The sequence below is a fragment of the Streptococcus suis genome, assembly GCF_019856455.1.
Lineage (GTDB): Bacteria > Bacillota > Bacilli > Lactobacillales > Streptococcaceae > Streptococcus > Streptococcus suis_AE.
Genome location: NZ_CP082205.1, coordinates 629,698 through 649,589 on the forward strand (window position 1 = coordinate 629,698; position 19,892 = coordinate 649,589).

General features: G+C 40.4%; 21 protein-coding genes. 15 read left to right on the plus strand and 6 right to left on the minus strand.

The features are described 5' to 3' along the window. Positions 1-33 precede the first annotated feature (33 nt). Positions 34-1,230 carry an elongation factor Tu gene (tuf, locus tag K6969_RS03205; protein ID WP_171942661.1) on the plus strand — a complete coding sequence of 399 codons (1,197 nt, stop codon included), beginning with the start codon at positions 34-36 and terminating at the stop codon, positions 1,228-1,230. Positions 1,231-1,404: 174 nt separating this feature from the next. Further along, entirely contained in the window at positions 1,405-2,157 is a 753-nt protein-coding gene (gene tpiA / locus K6969_RS03210; RefSeq protein WP_004298713.1) for a triose-phosphate isomerase, read from the plus strand. A 53-nt stretch (positions 2,158-2,210) separates the two neighbouring features. Here tpiA and yidA read toward each other — a convergent pair whose 3' ends face one another. Further along, a complete protein-coding gene (gene yidA, locus K6969_RS03215; RefSeq protein ID WP_029173004.1) occupies positions 2,211-3,020 on the minus strand; it encodes a sugar-phosphatase in 810 nt (269 codons plus the stop codon). Then, complete coding sequence (locus K6969_RS03220; RefSeq protein WP_024380376.1) at positions 3,010-4,323, minus strand: HD domain-containing protein; 1,314 nt, start codon at positions 4,321-4,323, stop codon at positions 3,010-3,012. Before K6969_RS03220 ends, yidA begins: the two co-directional genes overlap by 11 nt. Before the next feature lie 98 nt (positions 4,324-4,421). On the opposite strand from K6969_RS03220, the gene K6969_RS03225 reads away from it, so the two are divergent. Both K6969_RS03225 and K6969_RS03230 read left to right on the plus strand, forming a co-directional pair. Further along, the gene (locus K6969_RS03225; RefSeq protein ID WP_099776143.1) at positions 4,422-5,309 is read left to right on the plus strand and encodes a sulfite exporter TauE/SafE family protein; all 888 of its coding nucleotides are present in this window, start codon (positions 4,422-4,424) and stop codon (positions 5,307-5,309) included. 11 nt (positions 5,310-5,320) lie between these two features. Further along, complete coding sequence (locus K6969_RS03230) at positions 5,321-5,707, plus strand: DUF1934 domain-containing protein (RefSeq protein WP_029173006.1); 387 nt, start codon at positions 5,321-5,323, stop codon at positions 5,705-5,707. A gap of 272 nt (positions 5,708-5,979) precedes the next feature. On the opposite strand, the gene K6969_RS03235 is transcribed toward K6969_RS03230, so the two are convergent. Then, positions 5,980-7,143, minus strand: a complete 1,164-nt coding sequence (locus tag K6969_RS03235) for an IS30 family transposase (RefSeq protein ID WP_321537465.1) — start codon at positions 7,141-7,143, stop codon at positions 5,980-5,982. A gap of 590 nt (positions 7,144-7,733) precedes the next feature. On the opposite strand from K6969_RS03235, the gene K6969_RS03240 reads away from it, so the two are divergent. Beyond that, positions 7,734-10,418, plus strand: coding sequence for a cation-translocating P-type ATPase (locus K6969_RS03240; protein WP_171943195.1), 2,685 nt, complete (start codon positions 7,734-7,736; stop codon positions 10,416-10,418). A 21-nt stretch (positions 10,419-10,439) separates the two neighbouring features. On the opposite strand, the gene K6969_RS03245 is transcribed toward K6969_RS03240, so the two are convergent. Continuing rightward, positions 10,440-10,826: a hypothetical protein gene (locus tag K6969_RS03245; protein ID WP_105100480.1), complete on the minus strand. Its 387-nt coding sequence runs from the start codon at positions 10,824-10,826 to the stop codon at positions 10,440-10,442. 133 nt (positions 10,827-10,959) lie between these two features. Here K6969_RS03245 and K6969_RS03250 point away from each other — a divergent pair, with 133 nt between their 5' ends. Then, positions 10,960-11,598: a TM2 domain-containing protein gene (locus K6969_RS03250; RefSeq protein WP_171943194.1), complete on the plus strand. Its 639-nt coding sequence runs from the start codon at positions 10,960-10,962 to the stop codon at positions 11,596-11,598. Between the two features lie 25 nt (positions 11,599-11,623). Next, positions 11,624-11,980, plus strand: coding sequence for a TM2 domain-containing protein (locus K6969_RS03255; protein WP_105100478.1), 357 nt, complete (start codon positions 11,624-11,626; stop codon positions 11,978-11,980). Between the two features lie 19 nt (positions 11,981-11,999). On the opposite strand, the gene K6969_RS03260 is transcribed toward K6969_RS03255, so the two are convergent. Further along, positions 12,000-12,389, minus strand: coding sequence for a hypothetical protein (locus K6969_RS03260; RefSeq protein WP_171943193.1), 390 nt, complete (start codon positions 12,387-12,389; stop codon positions 12,000-12,002). 133 nt (positions 12,390-12,522) lie between these two features. Between K6969_RS03260 and K6969_RS03265 the strand changes: the two genes are divergently transcribed. Further along, positions 12,523-12,939 (plus strand): TM2 domain-containing protein, encoded by a 417-nt coding sequence (locus K6969_RS03265; RefSeq protein WP_004298733.1) that lies wholly within the window; start codon positions 12,523-12,525, stop codon positions 12,937-12,939. A gap of 166 nt (positions 12,940-13,105) precedes the next feature. Here K6969_RS03265 and K6969_RS03270 read toward each other — a convergent pair whose 3' ends face one another. Then, positions 13,106-14,395 carry an IS4 family transposase gene (locus tag K6969_RS03270; protein ID WP_104931122.1) on the minus strand — a complete coding sequence of 430 codons (1,290 nt, stop codon included), beginning with the start codon at positions 14,393-14,395 and terminating at the stop codon, positions 13,106-13,108. A 225-nt stretch (positions 14,396-14,620) separates the two neighbouring features. Between K6969_RS03270 and K6969_RS03275 the strand changes: the two genes are divergently transcribed. From K6969_RS03275 to tnpB, 7 genes are all read left to right on the plus strand, one after another. Next, positions 14,621-15,109: a VanZ family protein gene (locus K6969_RS03275; RefSeq protein ID WP_029173954.1), complete on the plus strand. Its 489-nt coding sequence runs from the start codon at positions 14,621-14,623 to the stop codon at positions 15,107-15,109. A 40-nt stretch (positions 15,110-15,149) separates the two neighbouring features. Next, positions 15,150-16,277: a tRNA epoxyqueuosine(34) reductase QueG gene (queG, locus tag K6969_RS03280; protein ID WP_044765712.1), complete on the plus strand. Its 1,128-nt coding sequence runs from the start codon at positions 15,150-15,152 to the stop codon at positions 16,275-16,277. A 34-nt stretch (positions 16,278-16,311) separates the two neighbouring features. Further along, positions 16,312-17,407 (plus strand): peptide chain release factor 2 gene (gene prfB / locus K6969_RS03285; RefSeq protein WP_171943216.1). Its coding sequence is split into 2 segments (ribosomal slippage): positions 16,312-16,383 and positions 16,385-17,407, totalling 1,095 coding nucleotides; the frame shifts between segments, so codons are not numbered across the junction. A 142-nt stretch (positions 17,408-17,549) separates the two neighbouring features. Beyond that, the gene (gene ftsE / locus K6969_RS03290) at positions 17,550-18,242 is read left to right on the plus strand and encodes a cell division ATP-binding protein FtsE (protein WP_002936190.1); all 693 of its coding nucleotides are present in this window, start codon (positions 17,550-17,552) and stop codon (positions 18,240-18,242) included. Further along, entirely contained in the window at positions 18,235-19,164 is a 930-nt protein-coding gene (gene ftsX, locus K6969_RS03295) for a permease-like cell division protein FtsX (RefSeq protein WP_029173956.1), read from the plus strand. Before ftsE ends, ftsX begins: the two co-directional genes overlap by 8 nt. 195 nt (positions 19,165-19,359) lie before the next feature. After that, positions 19,360-19,545 carry a hypothetical protein gene (locus K6969_RS03300; RefSeq protein ID WP_029188188.1) on the plus strand — a complete coding sequence of 62 codons (186 nt, stop codon included), beginning with the start codon at positions 19,360-19,362 and terminating at the stop codon, positions 19,543-19,545. Continuing rightward, the gene (tnpB, locus tag K6969_RS03305; protein ID WP_029188189.1) at positions 19,526-19,876 is read left to right on the plus strand and encodes an IS66 family insertion sequence element accessory protein TnpB; all 351 of its coding nucleotides are present in this window, start codon (positions 19,526-19,528) and stop codon (positions 19,874-19,876) included. The genes K6969_RS03300 and tnpB overlap by 20 nt, the downstream gene beginning before the upstream one ends. Positions 19,877-19,892: the final 16 nt, after the last annotated feature.

Here is a 19,892-nt window from a genome sequence, read left to right on the forward strand (position 1 = left end):
ATAAAATATATTTTATTGGAGGCTTTTACCAAAATGGCAAAAGAAAAATACGATCGTAGTAAACCCCACGTTAACATTGGTACAATTGGACACGTTGACCACGGTAAAACTACTTTGACAGCAGCTATCACAACTGTATTGGCACGTCGCTTGCCTTCATCAGTTAACCAACCAAAAGACTATGCGTCTATCGATGCTGCTCCAGAAGAACGCGAACGCGGTATCACTATCAACACTGCACATGTTGAGTACGAAACTGAAAAACGTCACTATGCTCACATCGACGCTCCAGGACACGCGGACTACGTTAAAAACATGATCACTGGTGCTGCTCAGATGGACGGTGCGATTCTTGTAGTAGCTTCAACTGACGGTCCAATGCCACAAACTCGTGAGCACATCCTTCTTTCACGTCAGGTTGGTGTTAAACACCTTATCGTCTTCATGAACAAAGTTGACTTGGTTGACGATGAAGAATTGCTTGAGTTGGTTGAAATGGAAATCCGTGACCTTCTTTCAGAATACGATTTCCCAGGTGATGATCTTCCAGTTATCCAAGGTTCAGCTCTTAAAGCCCTTGAAGGTGACACTAAGTACGAAGACATCGTTATGGAATTGATGAACACTGTTGATGAGTACATTCCAGAACCAGAACGCGACACTGACAAACCATTGTTGCTTCCAGTCGAGGACGTATTCTCAATCACTGGTCGTGGTACTGTAGCTTCAGGACGTATCGACCGTGGTACTGTTCGTGTCAACGATGAAATCGAAATCGTTGGTCTTCAAGAAGAAAAATCTAAAGCAGTTGTTACTGGTGTTGAAATGTTCCGTAAACAACTTGACGAAGGTCTTGCCGGCGATAACGTTGGTGTGCTTCTTCGTGGTGTACAACGTGATGAAATCGAACGTGGTCAAGTTATCTCTAAACCAGGTTCTATCAACCCACACACTAAATTCAAAGGTGAAGTTTACATCCTTACTAAAGAAGAAGGTGGACGTCACACTCCATTCTTCGACAACTACCGTCCACAGTTCTACTTCCGTACAACTGACGTAACTGGTTCAATCAAATTGCCAGAAGGTACTGAAATGGTAATGCCTGGTGATAACGTTACTATCGCCGTTGAATTGATCCACCCAATCGCCGTTGAACAAGGTACTACTTTCTCTATCCGTGAAGGTGGACGTACTGTTGGTTCAGGTATGGTTACAGAAATCGAAGCTTAATTCGATTGAGTTCCCAGAAATAACAATTATAGTCAGACAACTTAATTGTAACTCTCTACTTTCGGGTAGAGAGTTTTTCTGTAAGTATTCATAAAATGCACAGAAATTCTTTAATCTTAGCTAAGTTTATGCTATAATGTACCTTGTACAATAAATATAGAAGAGGTAAGTGAAATGTCACGTAAACCAATCATTGCCGGTAACTGGAAAATGAACAAAAATCCTCAAGAAGCACAAGCTTTCGTTGAGGCAATTGCAGGAAAATTGCCTGCAGGAGACAAAATTGAAGCGGCTATCGCAGCTCCAGCTGTAGATTTGAACGCTCTCTTATGGTTCGCTAAAGATTCTGAATTGAAAGTTGCTGCTCAAAACTGCTACTTTGAAGATGCTGGTGCCTTCACTGGTGAAACATCTCCAAAAGTATTGGCTGAAATGGGTGTTAACTATGTTGTTATCGGTCACTCAGAGCGTCGTGATTACTTCCACGAAACTGATGAAGATATTAATAAAAAAGCTCATGCAATCTTCCGTAACGGTTTGACTCCAATCATCTGTTGTGGTGAGTCACTTGAAACTTACGAAGCTGGCAAAGCAGTAGAATTTGTAGGTGCACAAGTTTCTGCAGCTTTGAAAGACTTGACTGCTGAACAAGTAGCATCACTTGTTATTGCTTACGAGCCAATCTGGGCAATCGGTACTGGTAAATCAGCTACTAAAGACGATGCACAAAACATGTGTAAAGCTGTCCGTGACGTTGTTGCTGCTGACTTTGGTCAAGAAGTTGCAGACAAAGTTCGCGTTCAATACGGTGGTTCTGTAAACCCATCAAACGTTGCTGAATACATGGCATGTCCAGACGTTGACGGTGCGCTAGTTGGTGGTGCATCACTTGAAGCAGAAAGTTTCTTGGCTTTGTTGAACTTCTAATAACAAAAAGCATCGGATTTTGAATTCGATGCTTTTTTTGATATTTTAAGAGGCTATTTCAGTACCCATTCTCTAAGAGCGTGGGCTACACCGCTCTCATCATTTGACTTCGTAATGTATTTGGCGATTTTCTTCAATTCAGGATTTCCGTTTTCCATGACAACAGGATTACCAACAACTTCCAACATTGGACGGTCATTTTCTTGGTCACCGATGGCCATGGTTTGATCCATTGTTAGTCCAAGCTTCTCAGCTAGATGAATGATAGCTTGTCCCTTGTTAACAGTTTTAGGGGTGATTTCCAAATAAAATGGTGCTGATTTTGCTACGTTGTACTTCTCAGTCAAGCTGGTCGGTAGAAGTGGAATAGCAGCATCAAGAATTTCTGGCTCATCAACCATCATTGTTTTGATGATTTCCTTGTCAGCCATTTCTTCAGGAGTGCGATAGAAAATGGGTGCACTTACTAGTGTGGATTCGTAAATGGTGTATTTACCGATGTTACGGTTGGCAGTATAGATACCTTCCTTGGTGCTGGCATGCATTGGGAGCTTGAGTTTACGGGCAGCAGATTCGATGTCGAGATAATCCTCATAAGTCAAGGTATCTTTGACAATATCCTCACCAGTTGCTGCATCTTGGACTAAGCCACCGTTAAAAGTGATGACGTAGTCACCTGCTTCTGTAAGATTGAGTTCTTCTAAAATTGCTTGAACACCGGAAATGGGGCGACCAGTAGCAATAACAATTTTAACGCCTGCTTTTTTTGCTTCTTGGATTGCTAAGTGTACTTCAGCTGTAATTTGGTGTTGACTATTTAGTAGTGTACCATCAATATCGATGGCGACAAGTTTAATGCTCATTTGATTCTCCAATTATAAAATGATCGTTATGTATGTGGCTGTTAAAATCAGCTATTTGAGGTGCGAAAATCCCTGTTTCTTCTAACATTTCTTTTGGGAAATAGAAGCGGCTATCGCCATGGATTGTGCCTGATAAGGAATGGACAATTGGTGATAGAGAGGATAGTTCTACCAAGGTTTCATCTTTGCGATAAATCTCAATTTGAGTCCGTTTCTTTTCTGCATTCGGTCGGTAAATGTCATACGGCAAATCAAAGTTGTGGTGAATAGCAGTATAGTATTCTGGGTCGAACCCGACATCTGCGACCAGGCTACGCAGGCGGTCCAAAGCTTCCTCTTCTTCGGCCTTGAAAGTGATGGATTTGAGCACTTTCCTATTGATATAGCGCTGGGCTAAGTCAGATAAAATACGATCTGGTCCATCTATCCATGATTGAAAGTAAGTATTCATAACTCCATCATCAAGACTGAGGTAGTCGGTTAGACGGATACGATGCTCAAAAAAAGGTAATAGCCGAGGTGAAGTTCGTGCAAAAAACTCCTGTTCACTAGTATATAGTAGTTTGGCACGATTGAGTAAATTCTGCAATAGGACTTCCATAGAGCGGCTTGCTGGATGAAAATAGACTTGCATATACATCTGGTAGCGGCTGAGAACGTAGTCTTCTACTGCATGCATACCAGATTCTTTGAAGGCAATTCCATTTTCTGTCGGGCGAATGACACGTAATATCCTAGTTAGGTCAAATTCACCATAGTTCGCACCTGTGAAGTAGGAATCTCGTAATAGATAATCCATCCGGTCAACATCAATCTGGCTTGAAATGAGTTGAACGACCTGTTTATTTGGATAGGTGTGTTTGATAACACTAGCAACCTTGTCTGGAAACTCAGGTGAAACTTGTTTCAACAGAGCATTGATTTCCGTTTCTGGACTAGTAATAATAGCACAGGTCATTTCCTCATGGTCTGTATCAAATAGACGCTCGAAGGTATGAGAATAGGCTCCGTGTCCGACATCATGGAGTAGCGCAGCAACCATGGTCAGTAGGGACTCATTTGTATCCCAGATTTGTGGATACTTGTCTTCAAATTTTTGAGTAATCCGTCTGGCGATTTCGTAGGTGCCAAGGCAGTGCGAAAAGCGGCTATGCTCGCCACCATGGAAGGTATAGGAGGTAGTCCCTAGTTGCTTGATGCGGCGTAGTCGCTGAAATTCTTTTGTATTGATAAGTTTATAAATCAGCTCATGATCAACATGTACATAGTTATGAACTGGATCGCGAAATACTTTTTCTATCATAGTTTCATTATAACAAAAAAGGGAGATAAATTCCTGATTTTTCTAAAACACAAGGATATTGCTATGTACCAAATGGAATCTTTTGGTATAATGAAGAGATGAATAATCAAATTATCTTATTAACTATTCAGGTCTTTATTGTAGCCCTTATTCTTTGGATGCTTTACACAATTCTATCCTATGCTAAAAAGCACGATATTTCTCTAAAAGAGAAATTTTGGACAGGATTTGGTATAGGTTATGTTACTGATTTGCTAGACACCTTGGGGATTGGAACCTTTGCAACGACAACCACTATGTTTAAACTGACAAAGTTGGTGGAAGACGATCGTAAAATTCCTGCGACCATGACAACGGCGCACATCATACCAGTCTTAGTAGAGGCGCTATTGTTTATTACGATAGTTGAGGTTGATATGGTCACTCTGATTGCTATGGCAGCAGCGGCATTTACGGGTGCCTTTGTTGGTGCCAAGGTAACTCAAAAATGGGATACAAAGAAAGTTCAACGAATTCTTGGGATTTTACTAATTATTGCAGCCTGTTTCATGGTCTATCGCATGATTACTAACCCTGGCGCAGATCTTACCAATGAAGTAAAGGGCTTAACTGGTTGGAAACTGGCTGTTGGTATCGCCTTTGATTTTATGGTGGGAATGCTGATGAGTATGGGACTGGGTAACTATGCTCCTGAGTTAATTTTCTTCTCATTGATGGGAATTAGTCCAGCGGTTGCTCTTCCAGTTATGATGTTGAATGCTGCTATGATTATGACAGCTGGTGCCAAGCAGTTTATCCAATCAGGACGAGTAAACTGGCCAGGAGTTCCAGGAATCATTGTCGGTGGGGTGCTAGGTGTTTTGACAGCCGCTTTCTTCCTATCAAATTTGGATATTAATAATTTGAAAATTTTAATTGTCTTCGTTGCAGCGTATACAGGCTTTACTCTGCTTCGTTCATCCTTTGTTACTAGGATTAAAAAATAGTAGGAGGAACTATGGATATTCATTTACGAAATGAAATTGATCTGGACGGGCAGATTGAGGTAGTGGATCAGAAATTTCAAGCGGAAGTTAAGGAAAAAGATGGGAATCTTTATCTCATTTATAGTAACGATGAAGCTGAAAAAGTTGTCATAAAATGTGACGAAGAAGAGTTAGTGATGACACGTTTTTCCACTCCAAAGTCTATTATGCGATTCATTTCTGGTAAAGAAGCTATTGTGACCATTCCTACGCCGTTAGGAATCCAGCATTTTGTGACCGATACAAAACGTTACCAATTAAACCGTTCGGATCAAAGTGTCCAGTTGCAATATGAATTAAAGGGATTGGAGAACCAGCAGCTTTTTACTTCCTATAATTTGGAAATCTCGTGGAAATAATGGTAAATTCTCAAAGTAAGTTCTAGTTCCCGTCCTTCCAGAAGTTACTTTGAGAAAACTGCATAACATCAACAGAATTTAGTCTCAGACTAAGTTCTGTTTTTGACTAAAAATGTTGATAATAGTGAGTTTTAGGGTTGAAAATGTTGAAAAAAAGAGTACACTAAAGTTACTGGCTCTGAGACGTCTCAAAGTAAGTTCTAGCTATCTGGAATTTTGGATGGGACAAGTTCCTTTCTATTTTGAAATTATTTTTTGATAAAAACTAACGATTATTTATCCAATAATCGAGGTGATTGGATGACGTTCTCAGGGTCAATTTTAGAGATTCCCAAAAGTGTTGCCAATTCCTCACCGTAGGTAAATGTAAAGAGTTCATAGGCGGATTTTCCGTTGAAAGAAGCTCGTCTGACGCTGTTGACATGCGAACAAACCAGGTTGATGTCCTCCTGTGTCAAGTTATCAAACGAACTTCCTTTAGGAAGAATATCTCTGATAAGTGTGTGATTCTTCTCAATTCTCCCTTTCTGGTCAGAACGATTTGGGTCACAGAAGAATAGCTTAGATTCTCCACGAACATCCATTTCGATGTCGTCCACTCTAGCGAATTCACCGCCATTATCGGTCAGAATGACAGGGAATAGTTCGCAGAAGTCCATCTCTTTCTGATGTAGGTCATTCTTGATAGCGTAGAGATGTTTAGCGACCTCATTAGCTGTTTTATTATCAAGTAATCGAGCGAAGATAAAGTTACAGAAGGAGAGGTTAAAGGTGAGAAGTACCTTTCCGCCGATCCGTCCAGTAACGGTGTCCATTTCCAGCCAATAGCTGCTTCCTTTCTCTGTGAGAAAGCGTTGGAAGTCCTCGTAAGACCGCCCTTCTTTGGCAGTTTTAGGAATGGGTTGTAGGTTTCTGGTTCTCCGCTTTCTGAATTTCACGACACGGGGGAAATCAATGGGCTTTGTGGACAGATAGCCTTTTTCAAGGTATCGGTAGATAGAAGCTCTGGATGCCGAAAGTTCGTTTGAGGCGATGATGTGGTTGAGGTGTTGTCCCTTTTGGATGGCAGCAGAAACAATCTCATCCATGCGATAGAATTCTTCCTTGTTTAGTGCAACACCCGTTCTCGAGTCTGAGAGCTTAGCTTCATAATCAAGCTGAGCTCTTTTTGCGTAGTAGAACTGTTTCTGGTATCCGCAGTTGCTTCTCTTTTTCGGACAGGCATTACAAACGTAGGGAGCCTTTTTGAGTAAAGGGCAAGAATCACAATTGGATGTCACAGAATTTTCTTTAACCACTCGATTTCTCCGAACTTCTTTTGAGATTGTGGACGGATCTTTTCCTAGCTTAACAGCGATAGCTGAGAAGGGCTTAAGTTGTTCAATTCCTATTTGAATATCATTGCGATCAGAGAGGGTTAAGTGTTTGTTTTTCATTGTCAGTTACCAACTTGTCCCATAGTAAGTTCTACCTTATTTCTTTGTCTCAGTCTAATTTCCAGTTTTTAAGACAGACTAGAACTTACTTTGGGAATTTAGCCCGTGGAAATAATCTCTTATTTCCAGAAAAATATTCTTGAATTTCTCGGGATTTTTGATATAATAGTTAACAAATCGAGGGAGTAGCTAGCGGAAAATTCCGTGATATTGTCGTCAATCCGACTTGTTTCCGGCAATATATTAAATAGCGAGACTTGTTTTAGAACCTGTCTTCGCAAGTAAGGTATTTTTAGATAAGAGATAGTTTTTTGTCTATCAAGGCAGTTTTTTGAAGGAATACTGACTGTATTTCTAAAAAAACTAATACTCAATGAAAATCAAAGTCAGGCTAGGCGATGCCGATGCGGATTGAACTAAGGTTCATCAATTCAAGTCAACAACGGCTGAGTTGGATTTTCGAAGAGTATAAAGATGAGTGATAGAAAACTAGCCCTAGATAGAAGTGCCGAGCTGTGAAGAGAGGTTCTCATTAAACAGGTCTCTTTTTTATTTGTTAGGTAAAAAAGGGACCGAGAAGGAGAAGGAAATTGTCAAAAGAACAAAAACGCGATTTGTTTTATACACAGAGCGAAGAGCAAGTATTGTCAAGCATGGGGTCTTCTTTGGACGGTTTGTCTAGTGATGAGGCAAGCAAACGTCTAGCAGACTACGGTCGTAACGAATTGGATGAGGGTGAAAAACGCACACTCTTAGCTAAATTCTTGGATCAGTTCAAAGACTTGATGATTATCATTTTGATTGCAGCAGCAATCTTGACGGTGATTACAGAAGGTTCACACGGTTTGACAGATGCCATTATCATCTTAGCCGTGGTTATCTTGAACGCTGCCTTTGGTGTTTATCAAGAGGGTCAAGCTGAGGCAGCCATTGAGGCGCTAAAAAACATGTCAAGCCCAGTTGCGCGTGCGCTTCGTGACAATCATGTAGTCGAAGTTGATTCTAAAGACTTGGTACCAGGTGACATCGTCTTGCTTGAAGCAGGTGATGTTGTCCCTGCCGATATGCGTTTGTTGGAAGCTAACTCCCTCAAAATCGAAGAGGCAGCTCTTACAGGTGAGTCTGTACCAGTTGATAAAGATTTGTCAGCAGTTTTGGCTGAAGATGCACCGATTGGTGACCGTGTCAACATGGCCTACCAGAACTCAAACGTTACTTACGGCCGTGGTCTTGGTGTGGTTACAAATACAGGTATGTACACAGAGGTTGGGCACATCGCTGGCATGCTTGCTAATGCTGATGAGACTGATACACCATTGAAGCAAAACTTGCACCAATTATCTAAGGTCTTGACATACGCAGTTCTTGTCATTGCTGCGGTAACGATGGCTGTTTCAGTCTTCGTACGTGGAGAAGGTATCTTGCCTGCTCTTATGACTTCTGTAGCTCTTGCGGTTGCTGCCATTCCAGAAGGTTTGCCAGCTATTGTTACAGTTGTTCTTTCGCTTGGTACACAGGTCTTGGCTAAGCGTAACTCGATCATCCGTAAGTTGCCTGCTGTTGAAACACTTGGTTCAACTGAAATCATCGCATCAGATAAGACTGGTACTTTGACTATGAACCAGATGACTGTTGAAAAAGTTTATACAAACGGTCAATTGGTGGATGCTAAAGAAGCTTTGGATGCAAGCAATACAACGCTTCGTGTTATGAACTTTGCCAACGATACAAAGGTTGACCCAACTGGTAAATTGATTGGTGACCCAACTGAAACGGCTCTTGTTCAGTTTGGTTTGGATCAAAACTTTGACGTTCGTGAAGTCTTGGTATCTGAGCCTCGTGTGGCTGAATTGCCATTCGACTCAACACGTAAATTAATGTCAACTGTTCACCAACAAGCTGCTGGAAACTACTTTGTAGCTGTTAAAGGTGCTCCAGACCAATTGCTCAAACGTGTAACGCAAATTGAAGAAAACGGTACAATCCGTCCGATTACCGATGCGGATAAAGAAGCAATCTTGACAACCAACAAGTCCTTGGCTAAACAAGCCCTTCGTGTCTTGATGATGGCTTACAAGTATGTAGATGCTATTCCTGAGTTGGAATCTGACGTTGTTGAAAACGACCTTGTCTTCTCAGGTTTGGTTGGTATGATTGACCCTGAGCGTCCTGAAGCGGCAGAAGCTGTTCGTGTCGCTAAGGAAGCGGGTATCCGTCCAATCATGATTACAGGGGACCACCAAGATACAGCTGAGGCGATTGCCAAGCGTCTTGGTATCATTGATCCGAATGACACAGAAGACCATGTATTTACAGGTGCAGAACTCAACGAATTGACGGATGAAGAGTTCCAAAAAGTCTTCAAACAATACTCGGTATACGCTCGTGTATCTCCAGAACATAAGGTTCGTATCGTTAAGGCTTGGCAAAATGATGGCAAGGTTGTTGCCATGACTGGTGACGGTGTTAACGATGCGCCATCACTTAAGACAGCCGACATCGGTATCGGTATGGGTATCACTGGTACGGAAGTTTCGAAAGGTGCCTCTGATATGGTCCTTGCAGATGACAACTTTGCAACTATCATTGTGGCGGTTGAAGAAGGACGTAAGGTCTTTTCAAACATCCAAAAAACCATCCAGTACCTCTTGTCTGCTAACACGGCAGAAGTATTGTGTATCTTCCTTGCAACCCTCTTTGGTTGGGACGTATTGGAGCCAGTTCATCTCCTTTGGATTAACTTGGTAACAGACACTCTTCCAGCTATCGCTCTTGGTGTTGAGCCTGCTGAACCAGGTATTATGACACACAAACCTCGTGGACGCAATTCAAGCTTCTTCTCAGGTGGTGTCCTTAGCTCTATCATCTATCAAGGTATTCTACAGACCGCTTTGGTATTGGGTGTCTATGGATTTGCCCTGCTTTACCCAGAACACAGCATTTATGAAGAAATCCATGCAGATGCTTTGACAATGGCTTACGTGACATTAGGTTTGATCCAACTGGTTCATGCATACAATGTTAAGTCTGTTTATCAGTCCATTTTCACAGTTGGTTTGTTCAAAAATAAACTCTTCAACTGGTCAATTCCATTTGCTTTCCTTTTGTTAATGGCGACAATCGTTGTTCCAGGATTTAGCAATTTCTTCCATGTATCCGTTCTCTCTCCAACCCAGTGGTTGGTAACCATTATTGGTTCAGGTCTCATGGTTGTCGTTGTAGAAATTGTTAAATTTGTTCAACGTAAAATGGGATTGGATGAAAAAGCAATTTAATCTATCAAAAAACACTCGGGCTTAGCCTGAGTGTTTTGCTTGTTTTAGTAATTGGAAGCGGGGGAGAAGGAAGTTACTTGCTAGGAAGACCATTAGAGCCACTCTTGCAATGACCATTTCTACAAAAGGTGTAAAGTTTAGAAAGGCTAAGGCGATAATAGCTAGTAAGCTGATAATATAAATGCTGAAGTACAGTTTATTAGACGTGATGGTAATCTGGTCGCCATTTTCTACTTCAATAGTCGATTTTTTATCTCCTTTGACAGCAAATTGGGCAGTCTTGCCTGTCAGCTTGAGAGTAATCGTTTTCTTATTCCCGACACTTCCAGCCGTTTGACCGTTTACTAAAAGGTGAAGTTTTCCAGAGGCTCCAATTGCTCCGGTTTCGCGTGTAATGGTAATAGACATAGCAGACCTCCTTTTTCTTTATTGCAACATAAAACCAGTTGAAAGCGAACGCTTTCCTACTCGTTATTTACAAAGAAATTATTGAGATTCTAGTTGAAAAATGCTATACTAGAGAACAATATAAGGAGGTTTTATGAATTACGCACAAACTTATTTGATGGCAAACATGAGTTCGTTCCCAGCTGAACTACTGCCAGTTATTCAACGTGAGTTGGAAAACTTGGATGAGCAAGGGGTGAATGCCCTAATGATGACCGAGATTAAAAATCCAACCACTGCCTTGATTTTGGCAATTCTCACAGGTCCACTTGGAATCGACCGCTTTTATATCGGCAATAAAGAACTGGGGATTGCTAAATTAGCCTTGACAGTAGTTGGCTTCCTTACCTTAATTTTTTTCATTGGTATCTTCTTGTTGATTGCCTCAGGTATTTGGGCACTTGTTGATATTTTCTTGATTATGGGAGCATGTAAGCAAGCCAACTTTGACCGCTTTATGCAGCAAATCAATCAAGTAAAGATGTTCAAACAAGCTACGCAGACAAAAGCTGAACCAAGCCAAGCAACAGTAGAAACTGCTCCTGTTTCTGAAACAGTGGTAATGGTTTCTGAAGTGGCTGCAGTAACTGATGTTGCAGAAGAAGTAGTTGTTGAAACAGAAGAAATCGTTGCCACAGAAGAAGTAGTTGCTGTTGAAGCAGAAGAAACTGTAGTTACTGAAGAAGTGGTTGAAACAGAAGACGCTCCTGTTTCTGGCTCAGAAGCTGAATAAACGTGTTTATAAAAGGAGAAAAATAATGTCACAATTTACAGATTCGTATCTTGCAGCTAATGCTAGCAACCTTCCAGCAGAAGCCCTACCAATGCTTCGGCAACGCTTAAATGAATTGAATGAGTCGCAGATTACTTTTGTCTTGGCAGCGGAATTGAAAAGCCCATTGACTGCCTTGATTTTGGGGATCTTTTTTGGCGGATTAGGCGTTGACCGCTTTTACATTGGTCATGTTGGTCTTGGGGTTGCAAAACTCTTATTTGGCTGGTTGACTTTTTACATCTGGCCTTTGGTGGATTTGTTCTTGATTATGGGAGCAACTAAAAAAGCAAACCTTGAAAAACTACATCAAGCAATCATGTCTGCGACATGGATGCGTTAAAAAGAGAAAAAGCTCAGATTTAGTGGTCTGAGCTTTTTTCTGTACTGATAATGTATTTTGGGAAGATTGCTTGTCCCGACAAAGTGATGGCTAGTGCTAGTATGAGGAGGATGGTTTTGACAAGAGTTGGTAAGTTAAACAGTAAGGCGATTGGTATGATAGCCAAGCTGAAATAGTAGAGAGTGAAGTATTTGCTGTTTTCCACTATTTGAACTCTATCGCCGTCTTTAACTTGAATGCTTGATTTTTTATCCCCCCGAATGCTTAGTGTAACAGATGGTTGTGTAATTGGTAAGCTTAGAATTTTACCTTGAGTAACTGTCCCAGCAATTTTTCCATCTACCAGAAGCGGAAGTTTTTGGGAGGATAGTTGTTTGATAGTTTTTGGATAATGAATAGTAACTCTCATAAGAACCTCCTTGTAATCTAGTTTCATTATAGCAAAAAAGAAAAAAATGTAAACGGTTTCTGACACTGTTTTCCCCTACAGGCTTGCTTGAAGAATAAGAAACTGCTATAATTTTGAAGAGGTAGGAGTTTATATGAATTATCTTCAGAATTATATTTTAAGTAAAAGCAGTTATTTGCCATCTGATAAGTTATTCATTCTGCAAAAAGAACTAGAAGATTTAGATGATGAGGCTTTAAACGTTCTTATGATGGTTGAGATGCGTCAACCTCTTGTCGCTCTTATTTTGGCTATTTTCTTCGGTGAATTTGGTGTCGACCGTTTTTATGTCGGGAATAAAGAATTGGGATTTGCCAAGCTGATTGCTTTTGCAGTATCTTTTGTTACGCTATTTATCTTGATTGGGTTCTTGTTATTTTTGGGGCTTTATTTGTGGAAATTTATTGATTGCTTCTTAATCATGCGAGCATGTAAGGAAGCGAACTTTGAGCGTTTGATGCTACAAATCCATCAATATAAGGCTTTTCAGCATAGCAATCAGACATTTTAATAAGATATTTTTGGGAATAAGGGGAGGCTTGGTAGCAATGTCATTAAGTTAAGCATTTAAACAATTAAAGGAACTATTCCCGTCCGAGCAATTGATGACCAAACGGGAATAGTTTTTGTATTTAGGGCGCACAAAAAGGATGTTTTTTAACCCAATTTTTCAACTATTATGTTACTCTATAAGTGAAGCTTACAGGTGCCTTGCTTTTTATCTTTCTTTGGAACGTTCGATTGGGTCGGATGATGGATAAATGTTTGGCAATGTAGGTTTCTAATTGGAAGGAAGTGAGTTTGTTTCTAAGAAATTTTCGACAGGCATAAACAGCGTCTGAAAAACAAATTTTATAAGCCTGTTTTAACTTTGATGTTTTAATAGCAACGTGTGAGGTTAGCCATTTACAAACATTAAAATTGATAAAGCGAGCGTAGATTTCTTGGAGAATCCCTTCCTTCTTTTTTGCATGAAAATGAGTCAGACCGATACTGTATTTTAGGTCACGAAAACTGGTCTCTATGCCCCATCTGTAGGCATAGAGATCTTTTAATTTTTCTGGAGAATAATCGGTGTTTGTCACCAAAGTTTCAAAGAAACCTGGCTTGATTTCGAGACGCACCATTCGAAAATGAAGTTCGTAAAACTGAACTGGGTCGCTTTTTCGGCTAGAGCTTGGTAGAAAGTCAAAGGATGTGTGATTAGGTAAACAGCGATAGTGATTAGGAAAATTTTGATACTGTTGCTTCATCTCATTGGTCTGTTTCCGACAGATGTTTAGGTCAAATTTTTCATCAAAACAAGGGGTGTCAGGGAGGTTAAATCCTGATTTCATAGAATGATTCCCGTCACGAATACGAATAATATAGGACCAATTTCTTTCTTGGCAGTGAGCCATGACATTGTAGGATTCATACCCCCTATCCATTATTACCAGAGCTTGTTTGAAAGAAGAGTTCTTCATCATGTCAATAAAAGCTGCACGTTCATCAACCTCTCGATTATCTTGGATCCGTAAATCATGATATATCTCTTGTTCAAGATTGTAGAGAGCATTGATATGAATAAGATTGTAAGGAGTGTGATGTGGTCCAGTTTGAAAAGAGGTCGTTTTATCAAAACGATTTCTTGGTAGAATCACATCACTGCCATCAACAGCCAGGATAGGGAGATTATCAGAGATTGGAATTTTAGAAGTAATATCCCTAAAAAGTGTTTTAAAAGCTTGGTGTTTAATCTGATACCGCCGTTGGACAAAGGCAGATTGAGAGACAGGCAAATCTAAATCAAGTAGCTCTTTGGCTAAGGTATTACCACCCATGGTCAGTATAGCTTGAATCATGGTTTTCATCGTTAGCTGACTTTGCCGACTAAAATCTTTTTCAGGATGAAGCACAAACTGATTGGCACTAGAAACGATGTCGTTAATACTATCAAGTAAATGAGCTTTAATCTGATCTAGCATGACTTTTCCCCTTTTATTTTTAGTGTAACATAAAAACTAACCCACCACAAAATGTGATAGGTTAGTTAACTTAATGACATTGGGCTTGGTAGTGTCTTCCTTTTCTGTTTTTAGTAGGCTGTAAAGTACTTGTAATATGGAACGAGCTTTGTCACAGAAGTGACATTTTATAGAACAGCATTTATGATATAATGATAAAATATGCTAGTTGAGAGGAGAATTTCTATGCAGACAAAGAAAATGAGTATGTTTTTATTTTTTGCCTATCTCCTTTTACTTACTTGGATGATTGTCTTTAAGATGGACTTGAGCATCGTATATGGACGCTATGGTTATGCTAGTATAAACTTAATTCCGTTTGCAGGAACAGCGGTCTATGATGGAGTGCTGGATTTTCCAGAAATTCTATTTAATATTGTAAGTTTTATTCCCTTTGGTATTTATATGGAAATGCTATTTCGCAAGGCATCGTGGGTGGCTAATCTATGTTTGATTATGTTAGTAAGTCTCTGCTTTGAGGTTCTGCAATATCTTCTTTTACTTGGGGTTGCAGATATAACTGATTTACTGGCTAACGGCTTAGGGGGAGCAATCGGCATTAATATCATGTATGTCTTGACCAGTATTTGGCGGGAGAAGGCATATGTTCGTATGAATATTTTTTGTTTTGCGCTAACGTTTTTTGTTATATTAATAACTTATTTAGCTTTGTAGGTCTTGCTAAATATATCCAAAGTTTGCTAAAATGAATATAATGAATATTAAGGAAGAGATTATTAAATTATCTCAGGAAATCGGAATCTCGAAGATTGGTTTTACAACGGCTGATGATTTTGCTTATTTGGAGAAATCACTTCGTGCTAGTCAGGAAGAGGGGCGTTCGTCAGGATTTGAACACAAGAATATCGAAGAACGTATCCGTCCCAAACTGTCGTTAGAATCTGCCAAAACCATCATTTCTATCGCGGTAGCTTATCCTCGACATTTGCCTGTCAAACCGCAGAAGACCCAATACAAACGAGGGAAGATTACCCCTAGTTCATGGGGGCTTGATTACCACTATATCTTGCAAGATAAGATGGAGCGTTTGGCACGGGGAATTGAGAAACTGACGGATGGTTTGGAATACAAGGCTATGGTAGATACAGGAGCTTTGGTGGATACAGCGGTCGCTCGTCGTGCAGGAATTGGCTTTATCGGGAAGAATGGGCTAGTCATTTCTAAGGAATTTGGTTCCTATATGTTTCTAGGAGAATTAGTGACCAATCTAGAAATCGAACCAGATCAGCCAGTCGACTACGACTGTGGGGACTGTAATCGTTGTGTTGCAGCCTGTCCGACGTCTTGTCTATTAGGTGATACGACCATGAATGCCCGTCGTTGCTTGTCCTTTCAGACCCAGGATAAGGGTATGATGGACTTGGAGTTTCGTAAGAAAATCAAGACGGTCATCTATGGTTGTGATATTTGCCAGATTTGTTGTCCTTACAATAAAGGAATTTCCAGTCCGCCTGTGGTGGAGATTGACCCTGAATTGGCTGAGCCTGAGCTGATTCCATTCTTGGACTTATCAAATGGACAATTCAAGGAGAAATTTGGCCTGATTGCTGGTTCTTGGCGGGGAAAAAATATTCTCCAGCGCAATGCTATCATAGCCTTGGCTAATAGTAATGATCGCTCTGCCATTCCCAAACTCTTAGAAATCATCGATAAGAAACAAAATCCTGTCCACATGGCAACGGCTATCTGGGCCTTGGGGCAATTGGTCAAACAGCCCAATGATGAGATGGTTTCCTTTATCGCAGGTATTTCATCAGACAATGATGATGTCATAGCAGAGCAAACGGCCTTTCTCAACATGGTCAAGGACTTGCAAATGTGATATAATAAATATTATGAATAAAAATGAGGTGTATATGGATACAGCAGAAATTCGCCAAAAGACTGAAGAACTTGGCAAAAAATTAACTTCTTTTAGGGGGTCTCTTTGACTTAGAAGGTCTGGAAGAAGAGATTGCCATTCTTGAGAATAAGATGACTGAGCCAGATTTCTGGAATGATAATTTGGTAGCACAGAAGACGTCTCAGGAGTTGAATGAATTAAAAAACACCTACGGAAATTTCCATCAGATGTTGGATTTATATGATGAATCCGAAATTTTGCTAGATTTTCTAGCAGAAGATGAGTCTGTTCGGGATGAGTTGGTTGAAAAGTTGGCAGATTTGGACAAAACCATGACTGCTTACGAAATGACCTTGCTCTTGTCAGAACCCTATGATCACAATAACGCTATCTTGGAAATCCATCCAGGTTCGGGTGGTACCGAGGCACAAGACTGGGGAGAAATGCTCCTGCGGATGTATCAGCGTTATGGAAATGCCAAAGGTTTTACAGTAGAAACCTTGGATTATCAAGCTGGTGATGAGGCAGGTATTAAGTCCGTGACTCTAAGCTTTACTGGTCCAAACGCCTATGGCTTGCTTAAGTCAGAAATGGGTGTTCATCGTTTGGTGCGCATCTCACCTTTTGACTCAGCAAAACGTCGCCATACTTCCTTTACATCTGTAGAGGTAATGCCTGAGTTGGACGATACCATTGAAATTGAAATCCGAGATGATGAAGTCAAGATGGATACCTTTCGTTCAGGTGGTGCTGGTGGACAGAACGTCAACAAGGTCTCAACGGGTGTTCGATTGACGCACATTCCGACAGGGATTGTGACTCAGTCCACAGTTGACCGTACTCAGTATGGAAACCGAGACCGTGCAATGAAACTCTTGCAGGCTAAATTGTATCAATTGGAGCAGGAGAAGAAAGCAGCAGAAGTAGACTCACTCAAGGGTGACAAGAAAGAGATCACTTGGGGAAGTCAGATTCGTTCCTATGTCTTTACACCTTATACAATGGTAAAAGACCACCGTACTGGTTATGAGGTGGCTCAAGTCGATAAGGTTATGGACGGAGACTTGGACGGCTTTATAGATGCTTATTTAAAATGGCGAATTAGCTAAGAACCTGTATTTACAAGTGAAGTGCTTATAAATAAGAGATAGTTTTTTGCTCATCAAGGAAGTTTTTTTAGAGAATACGGACTGTATTTTGAAAAAAACGTTCTCAAATCTAAAGAAAGGACTGTCTAAGACAGGAAATCCTATGGGAATAATAGAAATGAAAGACGTTTCCAAGAAATATGGAAACGGAACGACTGCCCTTCGCGGAGTATCAGTCAATGTTGAAGCGGGAGAATTTGCCTACATTGTAGGTCCTTCTGGTGCAGGTAAGTCAACTTTTATCAAACTCTTGTATCGGGAGGAAAAGCTCGATAAGGGGAGTCTAAAGGTTGGTAAGTTTGACCTTGCAAAAATTAAAAAGAGAGATGTTCCTCTTCTACGTCGTAGTGTAGGAGTGGTTTTCCAAGACTACAAACTCTTACCTAAAAAGACTGTCTTTGAAAATATTGCCTATGCCATGGAAGTTATCGGTGAAAAACCACGGAATATCAAAAAACGTGTTATGGAAGTCTTGGACTTGGTTGGTTTGAAACACAAGATTCGCTCTTTCCCAAATGAACTTTCAGGTGGTGAGCAACAGCGGATTGCTATTGCCCGTGCCATTGTAAATAATCCTAAAGTATTGATTGCTGATGAACCAACTGGTAACTTGGACCCTGAAAACTCTTGGGAAATCATGAATCTATTGGAGCGAATTAACTTACAGGGGACAACGATTTTGATGGCGACACATAATAGTCAGATTGTAAATACACTTCGTCACCGTGTTATTGCGATTGAAGATGGTCGTGTAGTACGTGATGAAGCGGAAGGAGAATATGGATACGATGAGTAATCGATTTTTTAGACACTTTATTGAATCATTGAAGAGTTTGAAGCGAAATGGTTGGATGACAATTGCAGCCATTTCATCTGTAGCCATTACCCTTACCTTGGTTGGTCTATTTGCTTCAGTTATTTTGAACACAGCAAAGCTCGCTTCGGATTTGGAACAGAATGTACGTATCAATGTATACTTGAGAGCGAACTCAACCGATCAAGCTGAGACGATTGTGAACGAAGCAGGAGAGACGGTAGCTAATCCAGATTATCAAAAGGTGTACAATCAGATTACAGCCTTAGAAAATGTACAATCTGTCACTTATTCAAGTAAGGATGAACAGTTGCAGAAATTAACAGCTACCTTGGGAGATACTTGGAACCTATTCCAAGGAGATGCCAATCCACTTTACGATGCTTATATCATTGATACGACTGAACCGCAGTATGTAAAAACTGTTGCAGCAGAGATTGCTAAAATTGATGGTGTTACAGAGGTACGTGATGGGGAAGTTGAAACGGAACGTATTTTTAAATTAGCTAATCTAGTTCGTACATGGGGATTGGCAGCAACTGGCTTATTGCTGTTTACTGCTGTTTTCTTGATTTCCAATACTATTCGGATTACCATTATTTCTCGTAGCCGTGAAATTCAGATTATGCGTCTGGTTGGTGCTAAAAACAGTTATATCCGTGGACCATTCCTCTGGGAAGGTGCCTGGGTAGGTCTCCTCGGAGCTATTTTGCCTTCTGCTTTAGTCTACTCTCTTTATAAGATGATCTATACTTCAGTAAATGCTAGTCTTGCTAGTCAAGATTTGTCTCTGATTAATATGAATGTCTTTGTTCCAGGAATGATTGGCGCACTTTTTGTAATTGGTATTATTATTGGTTCCTTGGGATCAGTCATTTCCATGAACCGCTACTTAAAAATTTAATAGACAAGCTACATGTAAAAAGGTCTGCACATAATGAGGCAGACCTTTTTGTTATGGATGTCTATGGTGAGAAGATTCGTTCATCTCTTGTTTAATAGTACAGTCGCAGGAACGTAACCGCCCAATAACAAGGTATCTATCCACCCACTCCCTCCTCCAGTATACTGTTAGAAAAACAAAACTGGAGGATTTATTATGTCACACCCCATCATTCCATTGACTGTTCCCCAATCTCGCCGCTTTGAGAAGCGAGGCAGAAACGATATTATGATGAAAATTCGTCTCGGAAAAGTGGAGCTCACAGTCTTTCACACTATCAATCAAGAAACACTAGAAACAATCTTAGATAAGGTACTGTTCTATGACCATCCAACTCAGTGATTTAGGTCAAGTTTACTTGGTCTGTGGAAAAACAGATATGCGTCAGGGAATTGATTCCCTGGCCTATCTTATCAAAAGTCAGTTCAACCTGGATCCCTTCTCCGGTCAGGTCTATCTCTTCTGCGGAGGTCGAAAAGACCGGTTCAAAGCTCTTTATTGGGATGGACAGGGATTTTGGTTATTGTATAAACGTTTTGAAAATGGGAAATTGACCTGGCCAAACAATGAAGAAGAGGTCAAGGCTCTAACTTCCGAGCAAGTCGACTGGCTCATGAAAGGATTTTCTATCATTCCAAAAATAAATGTTTCAAAAAGTCGTGATTTCTATTGAAATCATGGCTTTTCTT

What these genes read in the sequence shown, in the direction of transcription:
- K6969_RS03235 (WP_321537465.1), bottom strand. Translation starts at nt 7,143, where the DNA reads ATGAAAAACAAACACTTAACCCTCTCTGATCGCAATGATATTCAAATA.
- yidA (WP_029173004.1), bottom strand. Translation starts at nt 3,020, where the DNA reads ATGAGCATTAAACTTGTCGCCATCGATATTGATGGTACACTACTAAAT.
- K6969_RS03250 (WP_171943194.1), top strand. Translation starts at nt 10,960, where the DNA reads ATGAATTACGCACAAACTTATTTGATGGCAAACATGAGTTCGTTCCCA.
- K6969_RS03275 (WP_029173954.1), top strand. Translation starts at nt 14,621, where the DNA reads ATGCAGACAAAGAAAATGAGTATGTTTTTATTTTTTGCCTATCTCCTT.
- queG (WP_044765712.1), top strand. Translation starts at nt 15,150, where the DNA reads ATGAATATTAAGGAAGAGATTATTAAATTATCTCAGGAAATCGGAATC.
- K6969_RS03230 (WP_029173006.1), top strand. Translation starts at nt 5,321, where the DNA reads ATGGATATTCATTTACGAAATGAAATTGATCTGGACGGGCAGATTGAG.
- K6969_RS03220 (WP_024380376.1), bottom strand. Translation starts at nt 4,323, where the DNA reads ATGATAGAAAAAGTATTTCGCGATCCAGTTCATAACTATGTACATGTT.
- K6969_RS03255 (WP_105100478.1), top strand. Translation starts at nt 11,624, where the DNA reads ATGTCACAATTTACAGATTCGTATCTTGCAGCTAATGCTAGCAACCTT.
- K6969_RS03225 (WP_099776143.1), top strand. Translation starts at nt 4,422, where the DNA reads ATGAATAATCAAATTATCTTATTAACTATTCAGGTCTTTATTGTAGCC.
- tuf (WP_171942661.1), top strand. Translation starts at nt 34, where the DNA reads ATGGCAAAAGAAAAATACGATCGTAGTAAACCCCACGTTAACATTGGT.
- K6969_RS03260 (WP_171943193.1), bottom strand. Translation starts at nt 12,389, where the DNA reads ATGAGAGTTACTATTCATTATCCAAAAACTATCAAACAACTATCCTCC.
- K6969_RS03300 (WP_029188188.1), top strand. Translation starts at nt 19,360, where the DNA reads ATGTCACACCCCATCATTCCATTGACTGTTCCCCAATCTCGCCGCTTT.
- K6969_RS03270 (WP_104931122.1), bottom strand. Translation starts at nt 14,395, where the DNA reads ATGCTAGATCAGATTAAAGCTCATTTACTTGATAGTATTAACGACATC.
- tpiA (WP_004298713.1), top strand. Translation starts at nt 1,405, where the DNA reads ATGTCACGTAAACCAATCATTGCCGGTAACTGGAAAATGAACAAAAAT.
- tnpB (WP_029188189.1), top strand. Translation starts at nt 19,526, where the DNA reads ATGACCATCCAACTCAGTGATTTAGGTCAAGTTTACTTGGTCTGTGGA.
- ftsE (WP_002936190.1), top strand. Translation starts at nt 17,550, where the DNA reads ATGGGAATAATAGAAATGAAAGACGTTTCCAAGAAATATGGAAACGGA.
- ftsX (WP_029173956.1), top strand. Translation starts at nt 18,235, where the DNA reads ATGAGTAATCGATTTTTTAGACACTTTATTGAATCATTGAAGAGTTTG.
- K6969_RS03245 (WP_105100480.1), bottom strand. Translation starts at nt 10,826, where the DNA reads ATGTCTATTACCATTACACGCGAAACCGGAGCAATTGGAGCCTCTGGA.
- K6969_RS03265 (WP_004298733.1), top strand. Translation starts at nt 12,523, where the DNA reads ATGAATTATCTTCAGAATTATATTTTAAGTAAAAGCAGTTATTTGCCA.